The organism is Nonomuraea cavernae (genome assembly GCF_040655715.1).
GTDB lineage: Bacteria > Actinomycetota > Actinomycetes > Streptosporangiales > Streptosporangiaceae > Nonomuraea > Nonomuraea cavernae_A.
Genome location: NZ_JBFAKL010000008.1, coordinates 112,280 through 132,480, shown reverse-complemented (window position 1 = coordinate 132,480; position 20,201 = coordinate 112,280). Strand labels below are relative to the sequence as shown.

Genomic DNA, 20,201 nt, shown 5'->3' with positions numbered 1-20,201 from the left:
TCGGCGCACGATTCGCGGCCGCGAGTTTGTCAGCTCGCGGCAAAGACGCCCGCGGCGAGGACGGCGGTCGCGGTCAGCGGGGCGCGATCCAGGTCGCGCGCGCGGCGGCCACGAGCGTGCCGTCGACCTCGTAGACGGCGCTCTCGCCGAACAGCTTGCGCCCCTCGCGGCCGGTGGCGCGCGCCACGATCGAGTAGGCGCCGCCGGGGTGCACCCGCCGGTGCATCTGTACGGCCAGCCGCCCGAGCAGCGCGGACTCGCCGGGCCGGAAGTGGGCCCACCCGGTGACGCAGTCGAGCGCGGCACCCAGGATCGAGGCGGGCACACCGTCCGCGTCGGCCACCGTGAACGGCACCCGCCAGCCGGCGGCCACCAGGTCGGTGCCCTCGACCGGGCCGGGAAAGACGCGCAGGCCGTCGCCCGGCTCACGCAGCCCGCAGGCGAAGCAGCCCGGGAACGCGTGCCCGTGCCAGCCGGCGAACCCCGCCTCGGCCCGGGCGGCGTCATTGAACGGGACGAACTCGGGGGCGTTCAGGTCCTCGGCCACCGGGATGGCCTCGACCAGCAGCCGGTCGCCGTCGGCCAGGGAGACGCTGTTGGCGACCTGCTCCAGGCGCAGCTCGGTCTCCAGCGGAGTGGGGGCGTGCAACGTGACCTCGACGGCTGATCGGCTGCCGTTGAGCGCGTCGGCCATGGACCCGGCTATCCAGCCGCCGTTGGCGGCTCCATCCGGTCCCCGGAAACGCTCGGGAACGGTCAACACGGTCTGCAGGGCAGCCGTCGTCATGCCACACCCTCCTCTGTTCGCCACCCAGGGTGGCGAAGACCCACAATTTTCGAATAAAACAGACCGATTTTACCCGATCCCCTCTTGACCAGGTCCGTCAGGGTGTCCTCACACCGGCCAACGCAGGGGCACAACGTCCCAAACCCGCCCACAGCTTCCCGCGCCTGAGCGCGCGCCGTGCTCCGTAAGATACGGAACCTTGATGACACGCATGTGACTTGGGGGGCAGAAGTGACGATGCTCACGCGCCGCCCAGCCTGAGCCGGCTCGACCACACGATCTCCGCCGTACTGGACGCTCGGCCGACTTCGACCTGATCGACGACCAGATGAACCAGGTCAAGGTGACCACCTGGCCGACGACCGACCTGACCTCGAAGTATTTCTAGCCGCCCGGACCCCGCCGCGGCCGGGCCCTGGACGCGATGACGTAGTCGACCCGGATCGCACGGTAGACCTCTCCTTCCGCCACGCGATCCGGCAGTCCGTCGCGGCGGCTGCCGTCACCCGACTCCTGCTCGCCCTGGTACGTGACCGCCGTCTCGGGCGCCTCCTCGAACCACAGCCGGTCGGCTCGTACCGTGGCGGCGAACACGATGTCGGCGGTCGCCGTCAACCACGCGTCGGGACGCCTGTCGCTCATCCGCGCGCCGTCCTCACGACCGCTTCCTGCTGGTCACGTCCCGCAACCGGCGCACGCCCGCCTTGCAGGCCGCCTTCCCCAGCCCCTTCAACGCCGGCCCCAGCGCCTGCCGCTCCCCGGCCTCAGGCCCCTCGCCACCGTCCTGGACACGATCCTCGTCACGCCCCTCAGCCTCACCCTCGGCGCGACCCTCTTCACCGCCCTCTGCCCCGGCCTCACCCTCAGCGCGACCCTCTTCACCGCCCTCAACCTGGGCCTCACCCTCAGCGCGCCCCTCTTCACGCTCCGCCTGGCCTTCGGGTCGGTCCTCAGCCTTCTCCTCGGCGGCGCCCGCAACCCCGTCCGGGGCGCGACCCTCGTCAGGTTCGGCCTGGTCCTCGGGATGATCCTCGGCCGCGGGAGGCGCCTCGGCCGCGGGCTCCCTCTCACCGGACTCTCCCTTCTCCTCCGCACCGCTCTCGACGTCCGTCTGCGGTTTCGCCCCATCCCCGGTGCGGACCTCCGCCTCCTCTGATGGAGCCTCGGTTTCGCGCTCCTCAGGGCCGGACGGCCTGGGCTCGACATCGTCTCGACCAGCATCGTCCTGAACGTCCGGTGTGGACGGCGGCGTGGCGGGCGCTTGGGCCGTACCCGGCTGCGGGGGCGCGGATGCCGGAGGTGGCGTGAGGGTGGACGACGCGTCGTGGACGGCGGTGCCGGCGGTCTGTGTGACGGAGCGGGCGGTCTCCGGCACCTGCCCCACGACGTCGCGGGCGGCGTCACCGACGGACTCGACGGTCCCCTGGAGCGCCGAACCCGCGCTCGTCCCCACCTCGCCGACGGCCCGGCCGGCTCCGGCGCCGACGTCACGGGTGGCCGCCCCCACCGCCGAGGTGAGGTTGTTCAGCATCTGCGGGTTGTTGTCGATCGTCTTCAGCACATCCCGGATGATCAGGGCGACATTGTCGAGCCGTACCTTCAGCAGCGCCTTGGCCTCCACGCCGGAGATCTCGAGATTGACCCGTCCCAACGTCACGTCCACACCCACGTGCAACCTCAGCAGATCGAGGACGTCCGCTTCGAGCGAGACGCGCGCGCGGAGGTCCTCGACCTCCAGGTTGATCTTCTCGACCTTGACCGTGGGCACGCGCAGCAGGACGTCCGGGTCCGCGAGCCCATTCGGTTGCGGCCGGCCAGGCCGCGCGGGCACCTGCTCCGGAGGGCCCGAGAGATCCGTGGCGGCCTCTGGCAGATCGTCAGACATGGCGTGCTCCTCTCCCCGAACGCGGATGGGCTCGGGAGGCCTCTAACGGGACTGGGATTCCGCGGACTCCGCCTCTTGCCGCGACTCACCGGAGCGCTCGTCTTCCGGCCGATCCTCCTGGGACGTCTCCTCCTCGGGCCGCTCTCCCCCGGCCTCCTCGCCCTTGGACTCGCCCTCGGGCTGCTCAGACTCGGGCTGCTCAGACTCGGGCTGCTCGGTCTCCGCGGCTTCGGTGTCCTGATCCTCGACGAGCTGACCGTCGTGGATCTCGCCGCGCCAGCCCTTGATCTCCTCGGGATGCAGCAGGTCCTGCGTCATGACATGGCGTCCGAAGTGCTTGAACTCCAGGCGCGCGCGCCGGCCCTGTGCGCGCCACAGGTTTCCGACTTTCTCGAAGAACCCCTGCGCGTTGTACTCCAGGACGAGGACGATCCGGGTGAGGGTGGGCGTGAGTTCGTGGAAGGTCACCGCGCCGTCGACGTATCCCTTCGCGCCCTCTGAGCGCCAGATGATCCGCTGGTCGGGCACCTGTTCGATGATCTTCGACTTCCAGGTCCGGTGTGACCAGAAGATCTGCGCCTTCCACGTCAGCTCTTCGTCGGACTCCTGCTTCACGTTCTCGACCTTCTTCATGAAGCTCGGGAAGTCCGCGAAATTCGTCCACTGGTTGTAGACCACGCTGATCGGGGCGCCGACGTCGAGGAACTCGACCACGTTGGTCACCCTGGTCTTGTCGCCTTCCGCCCGGCCTGCCGATTTGCCGTCGCGGCCGACGACCTTCTTGACCGCCTTCCCGACCCGGCCCAGCACACCGGGCTTGGAGGAGGATTCCTTCTCCTCCCCTTCCTTCTCCTCCCCTTCCGGCGAGTTCTCCCCGGGTCCTTGTGAGTTCGACTCGTCAGCGTTCTTTCCCGGTCCCTCGGAGTCGTTCTCCGGCGTTTCTGAGTTCTCCTCGGACTCCTCCTCGCCCTTCGCGGCGGTGCTCGCGTCTGGGGCGTCACCGCGTTGGGCGTAGTTGGTCAGCCTGCCGGTCGCCCCCGTGACCTTGTCGGTCACCTTGCCCAGCATCCGGGTTCCGATGGCCCCGGCGAGGGCGCGGCACTCCTTCGACAAGCGGTCCAGAGGGAGCGCCCCGACGACGCCCTGCGGCTCCTTCGATTCCTGTGTCATCAGGGATCACCTCGATACCGGAGCGCCGCGCTGAGAGGGTACGGACTCTTCCTTCGACTGAGCTTCGCCCTCCTGGCCCCCTTCCTGACGTTCACCCTGATCGGCGGCCTCGGCCGCCTTGGGCTCGCCAGTCTCGCCGCTCTGGCCGGACTCACCGGACTCACCGGACTCACCGGACTCACCGGACTCACCGGACTCACCGGACTCACCGGACTCGGACACCGCCGAGCCGGCCCCAGGTGCCTTCGAAACCGTTTCAGTCGCCGTCTCGGCAGCCTTCCCGGCAGGCTCGGCGGTCTGGCGCAGCCCCTCGGCCCGTTGGTGGATCATGTCGCTGAGCGCGTTGATCTGCTTGCTCGTCACAGCCACGGCCGCGGCCTTACCCGCCTCCGTCAGGTCACCGCGAATGCGGTCGGCGGCCTGGCTCAGCTCAGGCGACCCGAGTGCCTGTAGTCCCTTCTGCAGCAATTCGCCCTTTTGTGCCTTCAGCCCGCCGGCCACGCCGGCCACGGCCAGAGTGGCCGCCGCACGCAGCTTGCGGCGGCGCCCGAAGAAGTATCCGGCGGCGACGGCCAGCGCCACCTTTGCCCCGCATTTCATGGTTACCGTCCTTGGAGGGTGACCCGCGAGAGCCACCCGATCGTCGGCGGAAGCTCATGCCCCCTGTCCCATCTCGCCGTTCCCAGCGAATCGGACAAAAAACACATAAGCACGCAAAGCGGGTCAATATCCTCAGAGGCTCGGGCGGCCGTCGGCGCGACAGGGCCACAGCAGGTGGTGCCGCGTCGCGGAAACCCGCCGCGACCGATCAGGCAGGCGACTCCAGACGTCTCTCATGAACAGCCCACCTGATGCGTGACCGTCCCCGCGCCCGAGGGGGTCTACAGCACCGGGAGGTAGCGGCCCAGCTCGTATTCGGTGACGTGGCGCTGGTATTCGCGCCACTCCGCCCGCTTGTTGCGCAGGAAGAAGTCGAAGACGTGCTCGCCCAGCGTCTCGGCCACCAGCTCGCTGCGCTCCATCACCGCGATGGCCTCGTCCAGTGAGCCCGGCAGCGGCTGAATGCCGAGGGCTCGCCGCTCGGCGCTGGTCAGCGTCCACACATTGTCCTCGGCGGCCGGCGGGAGCTCGTAGCCCTGCTCGATGCCCTTGAGCCCGGCCGCCAGGATCAGCGCGAAGGACAGGTAGGGGTTACAGGCCGAGTCGAGCGACCGGAACTCGATCCGGGTCGAGCCGCCCTTGTGTGGCTTGTACATGGGGACGCGTACGAGCGCGGAGCGGTTGTTGTGGCCCCAGCACACGTAGGACGGCGCCTCGCCACCCTGGCCGGCGATGGCCTCGGCCCCGCCCCACAGCCGCTTGTAGGAGTTGACCCACTGGTTGGTGATGGCCGTGATCTCGGCGGCGTGCCTGAGCAGCCCCGCGATGAACGAGCGCCCGGTCTTGGACAGCTGGTAGTCGGCTCCGGCCTCGTAGAAGGCGTTGCGGTCGCCCTCGAAGAGCGACATGTGCGTGTGCATGCCGGAGCCGGGATGCTCGGTGAACGGCTTGGGCATGAACGACGCCCAGATGCCCTGCTCCAGCGCGACCTCCTTCATGACCAGGCGGAAGGTCATGATGTTGTCGGCCGTGGTCAGCGCGTCGGCGTAGCGCAGGTCGATCTCCTGCTGGCCGGGCGCGCCCTCATGGTGGCTGTACTCGACCGAGATGCCCATCGACTCCAGCATCATGATCGCCTGGCGCCGGAAGTCGTGACCGGAGCTGTGCGGGGTGTGGTCGAAGTAGCCGCCGGAGTCGATGGGCTCCGGCCGCTGGCCCGGCTCGGGACGGTTCTTCAGCAGGAAGAACTCGATCTCGGGGTGGGTGTAGAAGGTGAAGCCCATGTCGGCGCACTTGGCGAGGGCTCGCTTGAGCACCCAGCGCGGGTCGGCGTGCGACGGGGAGCCGTCGGGCATCAGGATGTCGCAGAAGATGCGCCCGGCGCCGGGCGTCTCGCTGCGCCACGGCAGGATCTGGAAGGTCGCCGGATCGGGCTTGGCCAGCATGTCGGCCTCGTAGACCCGGGCGAATCCCTCGATCGCCGAGCCGTCGAAGCCGATGCCCTCGGCGAAGGCACCCTCAAGCTCGGCCGGCGCGATCGCCACCGACTTGAGGAAGCCGAGCACGTCGGTGAACCAGAGCCGGATGAACCGGATGTCGCGTTCCTCGAGCGTGCGGAGCACGAACTCCTGCTGGCGATCCAAGGCATCCCCTTGTGAATACAGTGCTGGTCTTCTATCAGGATGCCGTGTCCGTGTTTCGCACAGGTTACGGGGGGTGCCGGTGCGAGCCTCGCTGACAAACCGTCCGGCCCGACCTACTGTGATCAAGCAGTCAGTCTCGGGGGAGGCAAAGGTGACTACGGACCTGCTCAATCACAAGCTCGATCGGGCCTTCGACCACATCGACGCGGGTGGTAAGGGCGTCATCGAGCGGGAGGACCTACTGGGGCTGGCCGCCCGCATCCTGGTGGGGTTCGGCGAGTCGCCCACCTCGGTCATCGGCAGCAGCCTCGTCGGCGGGTTCGACGCGATCTGGTCGGCCCTGATGGAGACTCTCGGCCGCGACGGCTACTCCCGCATCACGCGGGAGGAGTTCCGCGTCGGCATGGAGAAGGCGTTCGTCTCGGGCGACCGCTACGACCCGGTGTTCCGTCCGGCCATGGAGGCGGTGGCCGAGCTCTGCGACGGCGACGGCGACGGGATGGTCGGGCCGCGGGAGTTCCGGATGCTGCTGAGCGCCTACGGCACCGCCTACGACGACGTGGACGAGGCGTTCGACCGGCTCGACCGGGTGGGCAGGGGCGTGCTCACCGTGGACGAGCTGGTCCTCGCAGCGCGGCAGTTCTACGTGAGCGACGACCCCGGCGCGGCGGGCAACTGGCTCTTCGGTCCGCTATGAGCACCGACGTGATCACCTCCGTGAGGACCGCGCTGCGGTCCGTGCTGCACTGGAAACCGCCGGCGCCGCGCAGTGGCGGCCCGGCGGCCTGGGCGTTGCTGCCGCTCACCGAGCGGGTGCCGGCGCTGGCCGCCCCGTGCCGCATGCACCCGGCGGTCTACGCGATCGAGGCGGCCGTGATCGACTGGGCGCGCCGGACGGGGCTGCGGGCCGATCCGGGGGTCGGCTTCCACCGCATCGCCGGGCGGGCGTTCGCCGGGTTCGACGCGGCCGCGGCGGCGCTGTTCGCGCAGTGGCTGACGTGGCTGTTCCATCTGGACGACGAGATGGACGAGGGGCAGGGCCGGCTGGAGATCTTCCAGGGCATGCTGGCCGGCGCCTCGTCACATCCGCTGGAGGCGGCGTTCGCCGATCTGTGGCGGGTGACGAGCGCCCGGATGAGCGACCTGTGGCGGGCCAGGTTCGCGGTCAACCTGCAGCGCCAGCACGACGCCTGCCGGCTGGAGGCGGCCAACCGCGCGGCGGGCCGGATCCCGACGCTGCAGCAGTATCCGGCGCTGCGCCGGGCCACGGTCGGTCCCTACCTGTACGACCTGGTCGAGCCGTGCCTGCGGGTCGAGGTGCCGCCCTGGCTGCACGGCTGCGAGCCGTGGCGGGAACTGGTCGACGCCTGCAACGACGTCACGGCGTGGTGCAACGACGTGGCCTCGCGGCCGAAGGAGGGCGGCGACGGGCACAACCTGGTCGTGATCGCCATGCACGAGCTGGGCCTGAACCAGCGGCAGGCCGTCGCCTGGGTGCTCGACCGGATCGCCGAGCGCTGCGGCGACATGCGCGAGGCGGCCGGACGGCTGCCGCTCGACGCGTTCGGGCCGCGTACGGCCAGGGACGTCAGCAAGGTGGCCTGCGCCTACCTGGCCGCGCCGCGAGCGCACCTCGACTGGCTGATGGAGTCCGCCAGGTACACCTGAAGCGGGCGCGCGGCTCAAGGCCCGGCGTCAGGACGGGCTCTGAGGCGGGCGCGCGGCTCAAGGCCCGGCGTCAGGACGGGCCCGCGGCGAGCGCGTCGCCCGTGGCGGTGCGCCGGTAGACGACCTCCTTGCCGACCCGCATCCCCACGGTGAGCCCGCTGCCACTGAGCACGCGCAGATGCTGGCTGACCGCCCCGGGGGTGACGGCCATCCGATGGGCGAGGGCGGAGGTGGTGGTCGGCTCGGCCAGCGCGAGCAGGATCCGGGCCCTGCTCCGGCCGATGAGGGCCGCCAGCGCGCCCGGCGCGGGTGGCGGCCCGTTCTCCCAGAGTCCGCCGACGCCGAGGACCGGATAGACGAGCATCGACTGGTACGGGGCCGACATGACCGCCACCGACGGCCAGTAGAACGCGCTCGGCACCAGCACCAGCCCGTCGCCGTGCAGTCCGCCCGGCTCGCACCACGGCCGATCGACGAGCAGCCGCTCCCCGGTCCACACCACTGCCGGGTCGAGCGCGGCGAACAGCTCCCGTGCCCCGCCGTGGGCCAGCTGCCGCGACCTGCGCAGCACGTCGCGTTCCAGCAGCGCGCGGACGCGCGGCCAGTACTCCGCGAAGCACGCCTCCCAGTACGCCTCCAGCGCGCCGGCCACCCTGGCCACGCCGGCCTCCGGATCGCTCCTGAACCGCTCGATCACGGCGGGGTCGGCGCCCTCGACCAGCCCGGCCTCGTACGCGGCCAGGCCGGGCGGCGTACGGCGGACCCGGTCGAGCTCGGCGGCGAAGTCGGGGTAGGGCGTGTCGGGCGGCGGGGTGAGGAAGTCGGCCAGGTAGCCGGACGGCGGGACGAGCGCGAACAGCTCGGCCAGGTCGAGCCCGGCCAGGTGACCCCGCACGCCGGTGATCCACGGCAGGTGGATGACCTGCCGGGCGGGGTCGCGCAGTGTGCGGAGGCTGGCCACCAGCTCCCACATCGGCGAGAACGCGAACCTGATCCGGGCCACGTCCTCCGGTCTCAACGTCCAGATCACCACACGTTTTAGTGTGCACTAAATCGTTCGCGGCCCGGCACGGGGCGGCTCACCCTTGTCCGCGTGACGATGACTTCCAGCGAAAAGCCCGGTTTCCTCCAGTCCCGGCTGGGCGGGCTACCGCGCCCGTTCTGGGCGCTGTGGAGCGGCACGCTGGTCAACCGCCTGGGCACCATGGTGATGCCGTTCACCGGCGTCTACCTGACCCAGGCGCGCGGGCTGCCGCTGGCGGCGGTGGGCGCGGTGATGGCGGTGTTCGGCGTGGGGTCGCTGCTCTCCCAACTGCTGGCGGGGGTGCTCACCGACCGGATCGGCCGCCGGGCCACGCTGGCGGGCGGCATGCTGGCCACCGCCGTCACGATGCTCGCGCTGGGCTACAGCACCTCGCTGCCGGCGATCCTGGTGGCCATGTTCGCGCTGGGCCTGGTGATCGACGCCTACCGGCCCGCGTCCAACGCGCTGGTCGCCGATCTCGTCTCGCCGGCGGAGCGGCCGCGCGCGTACGGGCTGCTGTTCTGGGCGATCAACCTCGGGTACGCCGTCGGCATGACGGCGGGCGGCTGGCTGGCCCGGCTGGGGTTCGGCTGGCTGTTCTGGATCGACGCCGCCTGCTGCGTGATCTTCGCCGTGCTGGTCTGGCGGGCGGTCCCGGAGACCAGGCCCGCCGACCGGCAGGAGACGGGCGGGGGGTTCGGCGTGGTGCTGCGCGACCGGCTGATGCTCGGCTTCACCGCGGTCGTGCTGGGCAACGCGCTGGTCTACTCACAGACGTTCACCATGCTGCCCGTCGCGATGACCTCGGTGGTGGGGCTGTCGACCGAGCAGTTCGGCATGGCCATGGCGCTGAACGGCGTGCTCATCGTCATCGTGCAGCCGCTGGTGTCGGGGTGGCTGGGCAGCCTCGATCCGTCCAGGACGTTCGCGCTGGGGCTGTTCGTCATGGGCGTGGGCTTCGCGCTGACCGCGTTCGTCACCACGACAGGCTGGCTGGCCGTCACCATCGCCGTGTGGACGGCGGGCGAGATCGTCACAGCCGGGATCGCGGGCACGATCGTCGCCACGCTGGCCCCGCCTCACCTGCGCGGACGTTACTCGGGGCTGTTCGGGTTCGCCTGGTCGGCGGCCGCGGTGCTGGCGCCGCTGCTCGGCGGCGCGCTCCTTGAGATCGCCCCGTCGGCGCTCTGGTTCACGACCGGCGGAGTGGGCCTGGTCTCGGCCGTGGGCATGCTCGCGCTCGGCCCGGCGATCAGGCGGCGTTGACCACGCGTTGATCCGTTGCCGGCGGCAACATTGGCGGCAACGACCGGCTCCAGGAGGAGGAACCGCCGTCCACACGGCCCTACTGATGTAGAAAAGCGCCATATGCCCTGAACGCCGTTCGGCTTTACCCTGGGTCCTGCCATGCTGACCTTCACCGCGCTGGGACCGTTCCAGGCCTGGGCCGACGGGGCCCTGCTCGAACTCGGCGGCCAGCGGCAACGAGCGGTGCTCGCGCGCCTGCTCGTCGCCGGTGGCCGGGCCGTGCCCGTCACCACCCTCATCGACGAACTCTGGCCCGGCGCCCCGCCGGCCCAGGCGCTGTCGACCATCCAGGGCTACGTCTCACGGCTGCGCCGGGCGCTCGAACCCGGCCGGGCGCCGCGCGAGGAGGCCGAGGTGCTGGTGTCGGCCGTGCCCGGCTACGCGCTGCGCGCCTCGGCCGAGCAGGTCGACGCGTGGCGGTTCGAGAGCCTCGTGCAGTCCGACGGCCCGCCCGCGACGGTGTGGGCGGCCATGGACACCGCGCTCGGGCTGTGGCGCGGGCCCGCGCTGGCCGAGTTCGCCGACCTGACGTGGGCGTCCACGGAGGCGGGCCGGCTGGAGGAGCTGCGGCTGGTCGCCGTCGAACGGCGCGCCGACGCCGGGCTGGCGCTCGGCCGGGCGACCGCGCTGGTGGCCGACCTGGAGGCGCACGCCTTGGCCCATCCGCTGCGCGAGGAGGCCTGGCGGCTGCTCGCGCTGGGCCTCTACCGGACCGGCCGCCAGGGTGACGCGCTCGGCGCGCTGCGCCGGGCCCGCGCGATCTGGCGCGACGAGCTGGGGCTGGACCTGACCAGCGGGCTGCAGCGTCTGGAGAGCGACATGCTGGCCCAGCGCGTGGAGGACATCCCCGCGCCGCCGAGCCCGCCCGCCCCGGCGGAACCGGCAGAGGTCCTGCGGGTGCTGGTGGCCGACGACCAAGCCCTGGTACGAGCCGGGCTCCAGGCCGTGCTGAGCGGTGAGCCGGGGCTGGAGCCGGTCGGCGAGGCGGCCGACGGCGAGCAGGCGATCGCGGCGGTGCGGGAGTTCCGTCCCGACGTGGTGCTGCTCGACATCCAGATGCCGCACCTGGACGGCCTGGCCGCGGCGCGCCGGATCCTGGCCGACGACCACCCGCCCAAGGTGATCATGATGACCACGTTCGGCAGCGACGAGAACCTCTACGCGGCGCTGCGGGCCGGGGTGAGCGGTTTCGTGCTCAAGACCTCGCCTCCCGAGCAGCTCGTGGCCGCCATCCGGGCCGCCGCCGCCGGCGACGCGCTGATCGACCAGGCGGTCACCACGAGGCTCATCGCGGGGTTCGCGGGCAGGACCGACCCCGACTCTCCCCCGCAGCTGGCGGGGCTCTCCGACGAGCGTATCGACGTGCTCAAACTCGTCGCCCGCGGCCTGACGAACCGGCAGATCGCGCAGACCCTCTGCCTCACGGAGCAGGTCGTCTCGCAGGAGGTGGCCGGGCTGCTCGACCACCTCGGCCTGTTCGAGCGGGCCCAGCTGGTCGTGGCCGCCTACGAGTCCGGCCTGGTCACTCCCGGGGCCGTGGCTGCTAAATAACACGCTTTTCGTCGCTTGAACGACAAAAATCAGGTCGTACTAGTCTTGTCGCGTGGCACAACTGCGGATCGCCCTCGCCCAGACGAACCCGACCGTAGGCGACCTCGCCGGCAACGCCGGCAAACTGGTCGCCTGGACCCGCGATGCCGCTGACCGAGGCGCGCATCTGGTGGTGTTCACCGAGATGTTCCTCACCGGCTACCCGGTGGAGGACCTCGTGCTGCGCACCTCCTTCGTGGACGCGAGCATCAAGACCCTGGAGGAGACGGCGGTCCGGCTGCGGGAGGAAGGGCTGGGCGAGCTTCCGGTGGTGGTCGGCTACGTCGACCGGGCCGGCCTCGCGCCGCGCGTCGGCCAGCCCAAGGGCGCGCCGCTCGACGCGGCCGCGCTCCTCTACCGGGGCGAGGTGGTCACCCGCACGGCCAAACACCACCTGCCCAACTACGGCGTGTTCGACGAGTACCGCTACTTCGTGCGCGGCGACCGGCTGCCGATCTTCCGGCTGCACGGGGTGGACATCGCCATCGCGGTCTGCGAGGACCTCTGGCAGGACGGCGGGCCGGTGGCCGTCGTGGGGCGGGCCGGCGCGGGGCTGCTGGTGGCGCCGAACGCCTCGCCGTACGAGAAGGAAAAGAACGACGTACGGCTGGAGCTGTGCGCGCGCAGGGCACGTGAGGCGGGCTGCGCGCTCGTCTACGTCAACCAGGTCGGCGCGCAGGACGAGCTGGTCTTCGACGGCGACTCCATCGTGGTGGACGCGGCAGGCCGGCTGATCGCCCGGGCGGCGCAGTTCCACGAGGAGCTCCTCGTCGTCGACCTCGACCTGCCGGTCTCGGACGCCGAGCCCGGCGCGTTCCCGTACGACGCCGGAGACGGCACCACGATCACGGTGGACCGGGTGGTGCTGTCGGATGAGCCCGTCGAGCCCTACGCTCCCAAGGCGCCCGCACCGGCCGAGCGCCTGGACACGCACGCGGAGGTCTACTCGGCCCTGGTGCTGGCCGTACGCGACTACGCGGCCAAGAACGGCTTCCAGTCGGTGATCCTCGGCCTGTCGGGCGGCATCGACTCCGCGCTCACCGCCACGATCGCCGCCGACGCGATCGGCCCCGACCGGGTGCACGTGGTGCTGATGCCATCGCGCTACTCCTCCGACCACTCGGTGAGCGACGCCGAGGAGCTGGTCGACAGGCAGGGCCTCCACTCCCAGGTGGTGCCGATCGCGGAGATCGTCAACGGCTTCGAGAAGGAGATCGACCTGTCCGGCCTGGCCGCCGAGAACCTCCAGGCCCGCGTCCGCGGCATGATCCTGATGGGGTTGTCCAACGAGCACGGCCACCTGGTGCTGACCACGGGCAACAAGAGCGAGCTGGCGACCGGCTACTCCACCCTCTACGGCGACTCGGCCGGCGGCTTCGCGCCGATCAAGGACGTCCCGAAGACGATGGTGTGGGAGCTTTCCAGGTGGCGCAACGAGCACACCGACCCGTCCTTCCTGCTCCGGGCCGAGCAGCCCATCCCGGACAACTCGATCACCAAGGAGCCGAGCGCCGAACTCCGTCCCGACCAGCGCGACACCGACTCGCTGCCGCCCTACGAGGTGCTCGACCGGTTGCTGGACGACTACGTCGAGAAGGACATGGGCTCCCACGAGCTGATCGCGGCGGGTCACGACCCCGACCTGGTGACCCGGGTCATCCGGCTGGTGGACCTGGCCGAGTACAAGCGCCGGCAGTATCCGCCGGGGCCGAAGATCACCCCGAAGAACTTCGGCCGCGACCGCCGCCTGCCCATCACCAACAGATGGCGCGAAATCCCCTCCTAGCGCACCCCTGAGCACGCTTCGCCTGATCGGACTTGTAGCAGCCCTACAAGAAGCAGGCGAGTACGCCCGGTGAGCTGGCACACTGGCGGTGCCTTTGCTACCGGACGACTGCGACGGGAAGGGGGAGAATGGGTGTCATGAGCACTAAACGCCAGGACGAAGCGTTGCCCGAGCTTGCCGCGGCGATTCGCGATATCGACGTTCCGGGAGATCTGGCGATCAGCAACGTGATCGTGGAGCCGTACAGAGACAGCGCCGATGAGGCCGCCCTGCGCGCGATCGTGGTGATGGATGGAACGGACGCCGACGGTTGGTCGGCAGAGCTGACGCACACTCTGCGTACACAGGCGAACCGGCTCGCGGCCGAACACGGTCTGGACGACTACGTGTACGTCTCGGTCTTCAGCGAGCAGGAATACGCCGAACGCGAGAACGAAACCCTCGAAACGGACGACAGCACAGAGGAGATCGATCGCCTTCTGTCAGAGGAATCGCAGGGTGATCAGTGAGGCGGACGTTCAAGGCTGAGGACTACCTGCACCTCGCCGACACCCTCGCCGGTCGCACAGCCCGTCAGGGCCGCCCCAGAACTGCCTATCTCCGCCGCGCGACCTCCACCGCCTACTACGCCCTCTTCCATGAACTGGTACGGCACGGCGCGAACAGGGCCGTGCAGAACGGCCCCGAGGATCATCAACACGCGATCGGCCGCTGGTACGCACACGGCAACTTCCGCCAAGTCGCCCGATGGGTCGAAAACATCAACTCGGGTCGATCGGCCCCGACGGCGGCAGTGCGTCTCCTCACCACTCGGGGGCAGGTCAACGCTGATCTCGTCATCCTTGCCATCTCCTTCAGCGATCTTCAGGACGCACGACACGGAGCCGACTACGACCCGGACTACGACGCCACCCGGTCCGCGACGTTGGGGCAGGTCAACACGGCGAGATCGGCCATCGAGGCGATTCGGCGGATGGACAAGTACAAACTCCACGAGTTCGACATGTTCCTCCTGCTCGCCCTTGGGGGCGAGAGAATGCTCCGTAACGGTTGATCCGGTGGTCCGATCATGCGGCGAAGAGAAGGGTGAGGCCGACGGCTTCGCGCCGATCAAGGACGCGCCGAAGACGATGGTGTGGGAGCTGGCGCTCGAAGACGGCTTGCACAAGCGGTTCCCCTTCGCCCAGACGATGCACGCCGAACACGACTTGGCAGCCCGGTCAGAAGACATCATCCGCAACGAACTCGGCGGATACGCTTCGTGAGTTCAGCCTGGCGTCGATGAGAATCAGGTGTTCTGGTCTCCGTTGAGGACGCGTGACATCCACTCCAGCGACCCCGTGCCGAGCGCTTCGTGCGCGAGGCGCTTCGCGGACGGCGTCTTCAGCGCAGCCAGTGAGCTGTCGATCCACGGCTGCACATTCTGGTGTCCCTGCTCCCGGTACTCGATGGCCTGGATCAGGCATTCCAGCTTGTCGGCGTCACGGGCGCAGGCGGCTTCCAGGCTGGTCTTCTCCTCGTACTCACCGACCGCGCCGCCCACCATCTCCGCCACGGGCTCCGGGACACCGCGCACCATCGTTGACGACTTTGTCTGCCGCCCCCCTGGGTGGTCACTGCAGAGCGGTTGACGCTGTCGCTTGGAGACCTTCAGATCGCCGCCGATGTTCACGAAGGGCAGGGAATCGCGCTCGTGTCGGTCTGGCTGGATCTCGTCGTCTGGACGAACGGGCGCTGTTACCGGTGGTGGACCGGGCGGACGTCGGAGAAGACGAGAAGACGGTTGTACGCCGTGCACGGCACCGACCCTCCTGTCACCACTGCTCGCCACGTCGCCCTTCGATACTTCGAGCTTCGCGACGGTCGCCCGCTGCCGGCCGTACTGGCCGAGGTTCGATGTGACCCCGTGTGACGAACGCCTGAGCACGCACGTGGTCATGACACAGCGTGGTCACATCCGGCTGGAAGGGCGCCGTCCAGCGCGACGACGAAAACGACGTGCATGAGACCTCAGTCCCGTTACCGCCTTATGGTGCAGCTCATGCTCGGAGGCGACGAAGGACGGCTCCTGTTCGTCGCGTAGTGACCGTACGTTCGCGGCACGGAATCGGAGCAGCGCCCCGTCCCCCTCTCTGTTCTACGGTCGGGGTAACCGCAGGTTCCCCAGCCGCGTGTCTTGGAGACGGGGATGACCGGTCCGGTCAGGCGGCGAAGAGGAGTGTGAGGCCGCCGAGGGTGTAGCAGATCATCAGGACGAAGAGCGGGATCTGGCCCGCCACTGCCCTGGCAGGGGGCAGCAGGCGGACCGAGCGGTCGTGGGCCGCCACCACCCCGGCCACGTGCCCGGCCACGATGGCCAGCACCTGCACGGTGGCGATCGTCCCGGGGCTGACGACGTCCTGGGCGACCTCGGCGTCGAGGCCCAGGGTGAGGATGACCGCGCGCTGACCCTCGATGACCAGCAGCGAGAAGTAGTGGGCGATCAGGTAGCCGATCGCGATCGGGATCAGCGAGTGGGCGAACCTCGGCGCGAGGCCCCGGGCGCCGCCGATCAGCCCGGCCACCCCCAGGCAGGCGGCGTAGAGTGCTGCCACGCCGGCGATGGCCGCCAGCAGGCCCAGCGTGCCGAGCCCCGCACGGCCGAGCGGGCCTGACTGGAGCGCGTCCACCCAGGCCGGGGCCGTGGAGAAACCGTCGTAACCGGTGCTGCCGAGCAGCACGCAGACCGTGGCCACCAGGCCGGGCGCGGGCTCGATGGCGTCCAGGCCGTCGAACGGGTTGCGCAGCACGCGCCTGCCGTCGGCCCGCCTGCCCAGCGGTGACAGGTGGCCGATCAGCGTCGAGTACGCCTCGAACGGGTCGCCGCGCTCCAGCCAGGCGTGGCCGTACACGAGGGTGCCGGTCAGCTGCGTGGCGGCGTACAGGATGAAGAAGATCAGGAGGGTGAGGGGCGCGGCGGGTTCGGGGGCGACGAGCTCCATCCAGGTGAAGGCCAGCAGTCCCGCGGCGGCGGGCCAGTAGCCGAGCCGCGCCGGCAGGGCACGGCGCGGCCGGTCGGGCAGCAGGCGGAACGGGTTCAGCGTCCGCCACACCGGCCCGAACAGCAGCGACGCCGGCACCAGCCCGACCCAGAACAGCACGTACACCAGGTATGGAGCCGGGTTGTCCGTTTCGGGGCCGAACAGCAGCAGCCCTGCGGTGTAGACGACGGCCAGCAGGGTCAGCACGCGCGGCGGCCGGGCGGGCAGGCGGAGCGCCACCACGCGCCCCGCCCGGTCACCGCTGAACCGGGAGTCGGCCCAGAGCAGGCCGAGCGCCAGGAACGACACGACGAGCGCCGCGAACGCCCCCGCGTAGGCGTAGAACGCCGGGATCGGCAGATCGCTCCGCGCGCCGACCCCGTGCGCCAGCACCCCGTCCAGCAAGCCGGTCACCGCACTGCCAGCTGGGTCAGGACCAGCTTGCTCTCGTGGGTCTCCACCTCGAAGACCCCGGTCAGGTCCGCGGGGAAGCTCACGGTGACCGGCACGCCCGGCGGCAGCTCGGCCTCGACGTCGTAGCCGTGCACGTGCAGTTCGTCGGCGACGTCGCTGGTCACGGTGATGCGGACGGGCTGGCCACGCCGGACCTCCAGCCAGCCGGACGGCGGACTCACCCGGCCGCCCTGGACGCGGATCTCCGCGTGCGCCTCGCCGGGCGCGGGAGCGGGCGCCGACGTGGCCACCTCGTGGCTGTTGCCGGGGTCGCGGTGGGTCTGCGACATCGGCCCGCACCCCGCCACCAGGAGCGCCGCCACGGCGACCGCTCCTGTCACGCGAGCGCTCCGGCCCCGCCGGCGCGCCGCGGACGCCCCGGCCTGAGCGATCACGCGGGCCACACGCGCGACGGACGTCCCGGCTCGAACGGTCACGCGGGGACCTCGGCTTCGGCCGGGGCCGGTTCGGCGGCCGGGCGGCGGCGCGGGGCGAGGACGACGACGGCGCACAGCACCCACACACCGGTGAGCAGGCCCCGGATCCAGCCCGGCCCCAGCGGAATCAGCGGGATCAACTGCAACATCCGGTCATAGGCGTCGGCCACGGCCAGCCCGCCGAGGACGATGGTGAACCAGCCGAACACCGGCCGCCCCGCGCGCAGCCCGGCCCCCAGGCAGATCCACCAGGCGGCCATGAGCAGCAGCGCCACGGCCGCGAGCAGCGTGCTCTCGGCCGCGGCCGCGACCACGTCGAGCGCCAGGCCGACCAGCCCGGCGACGGCGCCGGCCACGACGAGCCGGTACGCGCGCCCGGAGATCTCGCCCGTCTTCGGGGACACGCCATTGCCCGTGGGGTTACCGGCATGGCGCCGGGCCAGGCGGCCTGACCGGACGCAGAACAGGACGGCCAGCAGCGCGAGCACGAGCGAACCGCCGAGCGCGAGCTGGGTCTCCAGCTTGCCGATCCCGGACGCCCCGAACCAGTCGCAACCGGCCGGCAGCCGGGCCTCCGAGGCGCTGTAGTCGGCGCACAGGTACAGCTTGACGACCTTGACCGGCTCGGCCACCCAGCGGCTGGACCCGCCGGACAGGGCCGGCGCCTGTGCCGCGCACACCGGGAGCGCGGCGGGGGTGGACCCGCCCGTGTCGCCCTGCCAGCAGTTGCCGGTGCCCTGGCCGTCCCACGACACGTCGAGACCGTTGGGCCGCCGCTCCCCTGTCGGGCTGACGCCGAAGACGTTGCCCTCGAAGCGGTTGAAGTTGGACGTGTCGGCCTGCTTGGCCAGCTCTGTCTCGCCGCGGACGAACGCCGGCACACCGAACAGCTGGAACGCCGCGCGCCGGTGCCCCCACACCTGGTTGTCCTTGAACACGTTGTAGTTGCCGCCCGCGACGAGCACCCCGGTGCCCGTCGGAACGCCCACCTGCGGGCAGACCACGCCCTTCTCATAGCCGCGCTGGGCCGGGGGCTTGGCGCACGTGCCATCGCGGATGTACCGGTAGTAGTCCACGTTGTTGTCGTAGATCTTGTTGTTCTCGAACTTGGCGTGGTTCTGCGGCAGTCCTGGGTGGTCGGGCCAGAGGCTGTCCATGGTGGCGCCGACCGAGTTGTCGTAGAACTCGTTGTCGTGCACCCACATCGAGTCGCCGGCGGTGCCGGAGTAGCCGAGCGCGTTGTGGTGGCTCTTGCAGCGGCGGATCTCGATGGCGTAGCGGGGGACGTCGTGGCCGCGGCCGTCGTTGATGTTGGACGCGCTGCCGGGGTAAAGGCCGCCGTCGCCGTTCCCGTACGACTCGCAGTCGGTGTAGAGGCCGTGGTCGCTGGCGAAGGTCAGGAAGCCGTACTCGTCGTTCCATCGGGTGAGGACCTGGTCGATGACGAAGCCGTCGGTCTCCAGGACGTACAGGGAGTTGAAGGTGGTGCGCTGGGCGGTGAAGTTGCGGAAGTAGATGCCGTTCGTACGGTCCGCCCGGATGGCGTTGAGCTTGTGGTATTCGGCGTCGATGACCACGTCCAGCGGGTTCGCGCCGGTGCCCTCGATCTGCAGGTCGCGCTTGCCGAGGATGGCCACCAGGTTCTGGTTGTGGGGGCACTGCTGCTGTTGTTCGAAGCTGAGGATCTGGTAGCCCCAGTCGGACCAGCGAGCCTGGAGGTTGGCGCAGTCGCCGGTGGGGGCGGGCCGGCTGGGCTCCTCGCTGTAGAGGCCGGGCAGGATCGCGATCGTCATCCCGGGCTTGTTCACCTGGTCGACGGCTTCCTGGAGGTGCCGGAAGCCGTCGCGCCGGCACCGCTCGAAGAGGGTGCGGTTGCGCTCCTGGAGGTCGGCGGGGAAACCGGCGATCCGCCGATCGAAGTCGGCCTTGTCGGTCTTGCACACCAACAGGTCGGGCTCGGAGGTGCGCAGGACCGGCACGCTGCCCGTGCCGTCCGGCAGCGTGACCGGTCGTTCCTCGTGCGCCAGCGCCGCGCCGGCGGCCAGCAGCTGGCCGAATACCAGGGCGACGACGATCGCGATCCTGCGTAAGGAGGGCATGGGCGCGAGATTAGAACAAAGCTCATGTTCTTGCCTAGGCCCCTGACGGCCCCCTCCACGGATCTTCACAAGATCGCGACGAACCCCGCCGGAATGGGCGGCCGAGCGGCGGCGAAGCGGGCGCTCAGGCGGCCAGGCCGGGCAGCAGGTGGTCGACGATCCGCTCGGCGAGATCGGCGGGCAGGCCGTTGGCGGGGCCCCACTTGGTGTGCCAGATCATCGCCCCCGACAGGATGGCCATGCTCATCTCCACCTCGATGTCGGACCTCAGCTCACCGGAGGCGATGCCGCGCCGGATCACGTCGCGCATCGCCTGCCTGCGGGGCTCGACCGCGACGTTGAAGAACCGCTCCATCAGCCGCGGGTAGCGGTCGGACTCGCTGATGGCGATGTTCATCACGCATCGGGTGCGGCTCTGGCCCGCCTCACTGCGCATCGAGTCGAGCAGGGTGATCAGGTCGTCGCGCACCGAGACCCCGGCGAGCCGCGGCAGCGGGGCCTGGAGCGTGGCGAGCGCGTCGACCACCAGGTCCTCCTTGTTGGACCAGCGCCGGTAGATGGTCGTCTTGCCGACGCCGGCCCGGGACGCGATCGCCTCGATGGACAGCTCCGCGATGCCCGTGCCCTCGCCGATCAGATCGAGGGTGGCCTCGATGATCGCCTTTTCGGCCTTCTCGCTGCGCGGGCGGCCCGCCGGACGGGCCGTCGCCGGTTCCTGAATCGTCATCGGG

The 20,201-nt window shown here is 70.3% G+C and carries 21 protein-coding genes; 9 read left to right on the top strand and 12 right to left on the bottom strand.

The window, feature by feature from the left end; genetic code table 11:
• Window positions 1-73 precede the first annotated feature (73 nt).
• From AB0I38_RS14185 to AB0I38_RS14160, 6 genes are all read right to left on the bottom strand, one after another.
• On the bottom strand, window positions 74-787 hold the full coding sequence (locus AB0I38_RS14185) for a PaaI family thioesterase (protein WP_358466807.1): 714 nt from the start codon (window positions 785-787) through the stop codon (window positions 74-76).
• 384 nt (window positions 788-1,171) lie between these two features.
• Complete coding sequence (locus tag AB0I38_RS14180) at window positions 1,172-1,429, bottom strand: hypothetical protein (protein ID WP_358466805.1); 258 nt, start codon at window positions 1,427-1,429, stop codon at window positions 1,172-1,174.
• A 13-nt stretch (window positions 1,430-1,442) separates the two neighbouring features.
• Window positions 1,443-2,672: a hypothetical protein gene (locus AB0I38_RS14175; RefSeq protein WP_358466803.1), complete on the bottom strand. Its 1,230-nt coding sequence runs from the start codon at window positions 2,670-2,672 to the stop codon at window positions 1,443-1,445.
• A gap of 42 nt (window positions 2,673-2,714) precedes the next feature.
• Window positions 2,715-3,842: an SRPBCC family protein gene (locus AB0I38_RS14170; RefSeq protein WP_358466801.1), complete on the bottom strand. Its 1,128-nt coding sequence runs from the start codon at window positions 3,840-3,842 to the stop codon at window positions 2,715-2,717.
• 6 nt (window positions 3,843-3,848) lie between these two features.
• Entirely contained in the window at window positions 3,849-4,424 is a 576-nt protein-coding gene (locus tag AB0I38_RS14165) for a hypothetical protein (protein ID WP_358466799.1), read from the bottom strand.
• Window positions 4,425-4,723: 299 nt separating this feature from the next.
• Window positions 4,724-6,085 carry a glutamine synthetase family protein gene (locus AB0I38_RS14160; RefSeq protein ID WP_358466797.1) on the bottom strand — a complete coding sequence of 454 codons (1,362 nt, stop codon included), beginning with the start codon at window positions 6,083-6,085 and terminating at the stop codon, window positions 4,724-4,726.
• Between the two features lie 151 nt (window positions 6,086-6,236).
• Between AB0I38_RS14160 and AB0I38_RS14155 the strand changes: the two genes are divergently transcribed.
• Entirely contained in the window at window positions 6,237-6,782 is a 546-nt protein-coding gene (locus AB0I38_RS14155) for an EF-hand domain-containing protein (RefSeq protein ID WP_358466795.1), read from the top strand.
• Window positions 6,783-6,790: 8 nt separating this feature from the next.
• Window positions 6,791-7,753, top strand: a complete 963-nt coding sequence (locus AB0I38_RS14150; RefSeq protein ID WP_358466793.1) for a terpene synthase family protein — start codon at window positions 6,791-6,793, stop codon at window positions 7,751-7,753.
• 70 nt (window positions 7,754-7,823) lie between these two features.
• Here the strand turns inward: AB0I38_RS14150 and AB0I38_RS14145 are convergent, their stop codons facing one another.
• Complete coding sequence (locus tag AB0I38_RS14145; protein ID WP_358466791.1) at window positions 7,824-8,786, bottom strand: DUF5937 family protein; 963 nt, start codon at window positions 8,784-8,786, stop codon at window positions 7,824-7,826.
• 66 nt (window positions 8,787-8,852) lie between these two features.
• On the opposite strand from AB0I38_RS14145, the gene AB0I38_RS14140 reads away from it, so the two are divergent.
• The 6 genes from AB0I38_RS14140 (at window position 8,853) to AB0I38_RS14115 (ending at window position 14,726) form a co-directional block, all read left to right on the top strand.
• Entirely contained in the window at window positions 8,853-10,043 is a 1,191-nt protein-coding gene (locus AB0I38_RS14140; protein WP_358467118.1) for an MDR family MFS transporter, read from the top strand.
• Between the two features lie 141 nt (window positions 10,044-10,184).
• Window positions 10,185-11,636, top strand: coding sequence for a BTAD domain-containing putative transcriptional regulator (locus AB0I38_RS14135; protein ID WP_358466789.1), 1,452 nt, complete (start codon window positions 10,185-10,187; stop codon window positions 11,634-11,636).
• 52 nt (window positions 11,637-11,688) lie between these two features.
• Complete coding sequence (locus AB0I38_RS14130; RefSeq protein ID WP_358466787.1) at window positions 11,689-13,461, top strand: NAD+ synthase; 1,773 nt, start codon at window positions 11,689-11,691, stop codon at window positions 13,459-13,461.
• Window positions 13,462-13,598: 137 nt separating this feature from the next.
• Window positions 13,599-13,970 (top strand): hypothetical protein, encoded by a 372-nt coding sequence (locus AB0I38_RS14125; RefSeq protein WP_358466785.1) that lies wholly within the window; start codon window positions 13,599-13,601, stop codon window positions 13,968-13,970.
• On the top strand, window positions 13,967-14,515 hold the full coding sequence (locus AB0I38_RS14120; RefSeq protein WP_358466783.1) for a hypothetical protein: 549 nt from the start codon (window positions 13,967-13,969) through the stop codon (window positions 14,513-14,515). The genes AB0I38_RS14125 and AB0I38_RS14120 overlap by 4 nt, the downstream gene beginning before the upstream one ends.
• Before the next feature lie 4 nt (window positions 14,516-14,519).
• A complete protein-coding gene (locus AB0I38_RS14115; RefSeq protein WP_358466781.1) occupies window positions 14,520-14,726 on the top strand; it encodes a hypothetical protein in 207 nt (68 codons plus the stop codon).
• A gap of 23 nt (window positions 14,727-14,749) precedes the next feature.
• On the opposite strand, the gene AB0I38_RS14110 is transcribed toward AB0I38_RS14115, so the two are convergent.
• A complete protein-coding gene (locus AB0I38_RS14110) occupies window positions 14,750-15,133 on the bottom strand; it encodes an HD domain-containing protein (protein WP_358466779.1) in 384 nt (127 codons plus the stop codon).
• Window positions 15,134-15,154: 21 nt separating this feature from the next.
• Here AB0I38_RS14110 and AB0I38_RS14105 point away from each other — a divergent pair, with 21 nt between their 5' ends.
• Window positions 15,155-15,373 (top strand): hypothetical protein, encoded by a 219-nt coding sequence (locus tag AB0I38_RS14105; RefSeq protein WP_358466778.1) that lies wholly within the window; start codon window positions 15,155-15,157, stop codon window positions 15,371-15,373.
• A 289-nt stretch (window positions 15,374-15,662) separates the two neighbouring features.
• Here AB0I38_RS14105 and AB0I38_RS14100 read toward each other — a convergent pair whose 3' ends face one another.
• The 4 genes from AB0I38_RS14100 to AB0I38_RS14085 form a co-directional block, all read right to left on the bottom strand.
• A complete protein-coding gene (locus tag AB0I38_RS14100) occupies window positions 15,663-16,895 on the bottom strand; it encodes a hypothetical protein (protein ID WP_358466776.1) in 1,233 nt (410 codons plus the stop codon).
• Window positions 16,892-17,275, bottom strand: a complete 384-nt coding sequence (locus AB0I38_RS14095; protein WP_358466774.1) for a hypothetical protein — start codon at window positions 17,273-17,275, stop codon at window positions 16,892-16,894. The genes AB0I38_RS14100 and AB0I38_RS14095 overlap by 4 nt, the downstream gene beginning before the upstream one ends.
• Window positions 17,276-17,367: 92 nt before the next feature.
• A complete protein-coding gene (locus AB0I38_RS14090; protein WP_358466772.1) occupies window positions 17,368-19,470 on the bottom strand; it encodes a right-handed parallel beta-helix repeat-containing protein in 2,103 nt (700 codons plus the stop codon).
• 124 nt (window positions 19,471-19,594) lie between these two features.
• Window positions 19,595-20,197, bottom strand: a complete 603-nt coding sequence (locus AB0I38_RS14085) for a TetR/AcrR family transcriptional regulator (RefSeq protein ID WP_358466770.1) — start codon at window positions 20,195-20,197, stop codon at window positions 19,595-19,597.
• Between the last annotated feature and the right edge of the window lie 4 nt (window positions 20,198-20,201).

Bases quoted from the DNA above. Each gene is read 5' to 3' on its own strand.
- AB0I38_RS14135 (WP_358466789.1), top strand. From the start codon at position 10,185: ATGCTGACCTTCACCGCGCTGGGACCGTTCCAGGCCTGGGCCGACGGG.
- AB0I38_RS14090 (WP_358466772.1), bottom strand. From the start codon at position 19,470: ATGCCCTCCTTACGCAGGATCGCGATCGTCGTCGCCCTGGTATTCGGC.
- AB0I38_RS14185 (WP_358466807.1), bottom strand. From the start codon at position 787: ATGACGACGGCTGCCCTGCAGACCGTGTTGACCGTTCCCGAGCGTTTC.
- AB0I38_RS14170 (WP_358466801.1), bottom strand. From the start codon at position 3,842: ATGACACAGGAATCGAAGGAGCCGCAGGGCGTCGTCGGGGCGCTCCCT.
- AB0I38_RS14175 (WP_358466803.1), bottom strand. From the start codon at position 2,672: ATGTCTGACGATCTGCCAGAGGCCGCCACGGATCTCTCGGGCCCTCCG.
- AB0I38_RS14180 (WP_358466805.1), bottom strand. From the start codon at position 1,429: ATGAGCGACAGGCGTCCCGACGCGTGGTTGACGGCGACCGCCGACATC.
- AB0I38_RS14125 (WP_358466785.1), top strand. From the start codon at position 13,599: ATGAGCACTAAACGCCAGGACGAAGCGTTGCCCGAGCTTGCCGCGGCG.
- AB0I38_RS14085 (WP_358466770.1), bottom strand. From the start codon at position 20,197: ATGACGATTCAGGAACCGGCGACGGCCCGTCCGGCGGGCCGCCCGCGC.
- AB0I38_RS14140 (WP_358467118.1), top strand. From the start codon at position 8,853: ATGACTTCCAGCGAAAAGCCCGGTTTCCTCCAGTCCCGGCTGGGCGGG.